We start from the raw sequence: 3356 nt of genomic DNA, 5'->3' as shown, positions 1-3356 counted from the left end.
CGGTACTAAGCACAAAAATCAGCTTCGCCATGTTCACGCAGGATGTGAAAGGCGTGCTGAAAGGCTGGACTGGCGCAGCACGGATGATTCCGATCCAGTTCACGTACCAGATATGGGATCAGATAGGCGATACCACGCCGCTGAAGACGTACCATCTGTTTGTGAAGGATGTCTCCGGAGATGCGGACAACGTCAGCATTACCGTGGGGATGTCAAACCCGCTATCAGTTACCAACCCAATCATATACACCACGAGAAATTATCCTGGATTGAGTAACTCCTGATGAACAGAGATGATTTTATCCGGCGCGTTATACGCAAGCCGTGGGCTGACCGCGCCTGCAGTTTTGACGAAATGGACTGCTGGGGACTGGCTGTTCTCTACTACAGGCATGTCCTTGGCATTGAGATTCACCAGACAAAAGGTTACGAGGCCGGCGAAGACTTTGTTACCTGCTTTGAGGGTGACGTTGTCTTTTGGCGTCCATCCACGGGAAGAGAAGGCGATGTTGTGGTGTTTTACTCAGCTGATATTCCGGCGCATGTCGGGTTAGTCATGCCTTCCGGAAAGTGCCTTCACTCCCGGGGGGAGGGAGGAACAGTACGACTTGATTCCCTCCTTGCGGTTAAAGCCCACTACACCACTATGGAGTTTCTGACTTATGGCAATGTATGAGGTTCAGCGACTGCCCGGGGCGCCAAAAGAGAAAGGCAGAATAAACGCCGGCCTGCCTCTGGTACGTTGGCTGGATAGCCTAAAGCTGCACAATAATGTCGTGATACGACTGAATGGCAGGGAGCTCGACGATGATTTTGATGTGAGCTATCGCATCATGCCTGATGACCTGATTCAGGTATTCGATCAGCCAAAAGGTGGGGGCTTCATCAAGGGAAGCGCGATTATCCTGGGAGCATTCACCTATAAGTCCGACATGAAAATAATCGGCAAGGTTCTGGGGGCGCTGGTTCAGTCACCTGACGCATCAGCGTCATCAGTAGCGACGGGCGAATCATCAAATAACGACCTGACCGGACAGACAAACAAGGCGCGTCTTTACAAGGGGCGTCCAAATATCTACGGGCAGGTCAGGTCTTATCCCGACCTCATACAGGAAGCGCTGTATGAGTATATCGACGACAACAAATACATTACCGAGTGGTTTGAGGTCGGCTATGGGAAATACACGATTTCCTCTGTGCGTTACTCAGAATCAAACCTCGGCAGCCTGTCAGGGGCAAGCTATACGCCTTATCAGCCAGGCGAGACAATCGGTGTAATGAATGTCGGCTACCAGTTTGATGATATCGACGGTGAAGAGGTTCCCGGGCCGAATGAGAGCGACGATTTCCCGGCAGAAACCGCAACATCGACGAGCATAGTTTCCGGCGCGTTCATTGATGGTCAGCTTGTTATTAAGCAGCTCGCGAACGTGGATAATTTCGCGTACTTCGCAGATCTCGCTTTCCCTCACTCAGTCTCGTTCGTTATCAATGTCAGCTACGCTGGCAGTGGCGGGACTGTGACAAAGGACGTTACAGGTTACGGTGATATCTGGAGCGCAGAGCAAGTTATCGATCCGGTAGACAGCCAGGTTTATTACAACTTCATTATTGGCAATCTTAGCGGAGGGGAAATAACCTCCCTGCCGGCGGATACCGTCATTAATCTGACTAAGTTTGTGCTAAATGATATGCAGGCCCTGGTTATCGGCCCGGCATTTTCTCCGATTGTAGCGGAGCAGTTATGGGTTCACGTTCAGACTCAGTTGGGCGCCACTGCGGGGGAATCCAGTTACCTGATTAAATTCTGGAAGGTGGATGAGAACAATAACGCCATTCCTGGCACTGCGGAATCATTTGCATATACCCTCGATAATGATTTTCAGGTCACTACCAAAAATTATCGCAAGACGTATAAATATACGCCTGCCGCCGGTGCTGGCCGCTATGCGGTAACCATTGAGAGAACGAACAACAGCAACGACTCCAACGTTGTAACACTAATGGCTATTCATGCCGTAAACGTTCGCGAAAATGTAGTTTATCCCGATGACACGATCATCTCTGTCAGGCTGAAAGGGAGTAATACTTCGAACACAAACCGTGAGCAGAAATACAACCTGCTGGCACAGCGGAATACCATCACCTATAACACCTCAACCGGCCTCGTTGATTACACCCTCAGGCCTTCTCGGAGGTTTGCGGATGCAGTACTTCATGAGTGGTTGGTGGTCGGGGGGCAGGAGCTATCGCGAATTGATGTCGCGACGCTTTACAGCATCCAGTCATCGTTTACTGATGAGCAATTATCCTACTTCGATTACACGTTCTCAGATGCCAGCCAGTCAATAGGTGAGCGCATTCAGACCATATGCGATGCAGCCCGGGTTAATTTTAACTACGTGGGGGATATGCTGACATTCTGGCGCGATGAGGCGGTGGTAACTCCTGACGCGATTTTCGCACGGAGCAATATGTTATGGGATGGCTACGGAATTAGCTACGCGATGACTTTGCCGAGCGGATATAACGGTATAGCACTCGATTACACCGACCCGGTCACAAACGATAAAGCATACATCTACTTATCTGTCGATCAGGATGGAATTGCTGAGGTAAACGATGCGACAGTGCACGCTATGACGGTGTCTTTATTGGGGTGCAGGAATAAACCACAGGCACTTGACCGGGCATACCTTGAAGCCAGAAAACTTCTCTACTCGCGCTTATCGATGACGGCGACGGTTTTTGAAACCACTCAGGTGGTCAGGGGGGCCGTTGTTCAGCTGCCAGATATGTACGACAACGCCCAGCAAACGGGCTATCTGACCGGGAGAAATGGCGACATTTTTTCTACGTCAGAACGTATTGATTTTGGTGTCGGTGATATGTGGGTCGTGATTACAGATAGCCTTGGTAATTATCACGGTAAGTGGCGGGCATATCCAGTGAGCGGAAACAATAAGGCATTCTCCGCTGCTGCAGATAGTTTTGATATCAATATCTATGATGGTTACGAAGTTCAGGTAGCCAGTCGGTACTTTATCGCCACCAATACAGAACTTAACTCCACTATCTGGCGGGTCGAAACAGCCAAACCCAATGGCGACGACACCCAGACATTAACCCTCTCTGAATATTCAGACTCGATTTATCCGTAACGCACAGCAGTAATAATTAACCTTCGCGCACATCATCAGATTAATTTCTGAGGGTTTCGTGCGCCATTTATAGGGCGACAAGCACATGGCAGAAGTTCCACTCCCGACACCTACGCAGGCACCGGTACCCAGCACAGACATCCGGAACAGTGTTTATGCCGGAGCTATGCTGGATAAAGTAGTTACCAGCACTGA

Annotated in this window: 2 protein-coding genes and 1 pseudogene; all 3 read left to right on the top strand. The window is 50.0% G+C overall.

Going from position 1 to position 3356, the window contains the following annotated elements:
- Positions 1-284 (top strand): annotated as a pseudogene (locus GVK32_RS28420) (hypothetical protein); the annotation flags it as partial.
- Positions 284-676, top strand: a complete 393-nt coding sequence (locus GVK32_RS28415; protein WP_159874186.1) for an NlpC/P60 family protein — start codon at positions 284-286, stop codon at positions 674-676. The pseudogene GVK32_RS28420 and the gene GVK32_RS28415, both read left to right, overlap by 1 nt.
- Positions 663-3161, top strand: a complete 2499-nt coding sequence (locus tag GVK32_RS28410) for a host specificity factor TipJ family phage tail protein (RefSeq protein ID WP_159874184.1) — start codon at positions 663-665, stop codon at positions 3159-3161. The genes GVK32_RS28415 and GVK32_RS28410 overlap by 14 nt, the downstream gene beginning before the upstream one ends.
- Positions 3162-3356 lie beyond the last annotated feature (195 nt).

Source organism: Klebsiella sp. 18074, from assembly GCF_902705905.1.
Classification (GTDB): Bacteria; Pseudomonadota; Gammaproteobacteria; order Enterobacterales; family Enterobacteriaceae; genus Klebsiella; species Klebsiella terrigena.
This window is presented reverse-complemented; position numbering and strand designations above follow the sequence as displayed.

Bases quoted from the DNA above. Each gene is read 5' to 3' on its own strand.
- GVK32_RS28410 (WP_159874184.1), top strand. From the start codon at position 663: ATGGCAATGTATGAGGTTCAGCGACTGCCCGGGGCGCCAAAAGAGAAA.
- GVK32_RS28415 (WP_159874186.1), top strand. From the start codon at position 284: ATGAACAGAGATGATTTTATCCGGCGCGTTATACGCAAGCCGTGGGCT.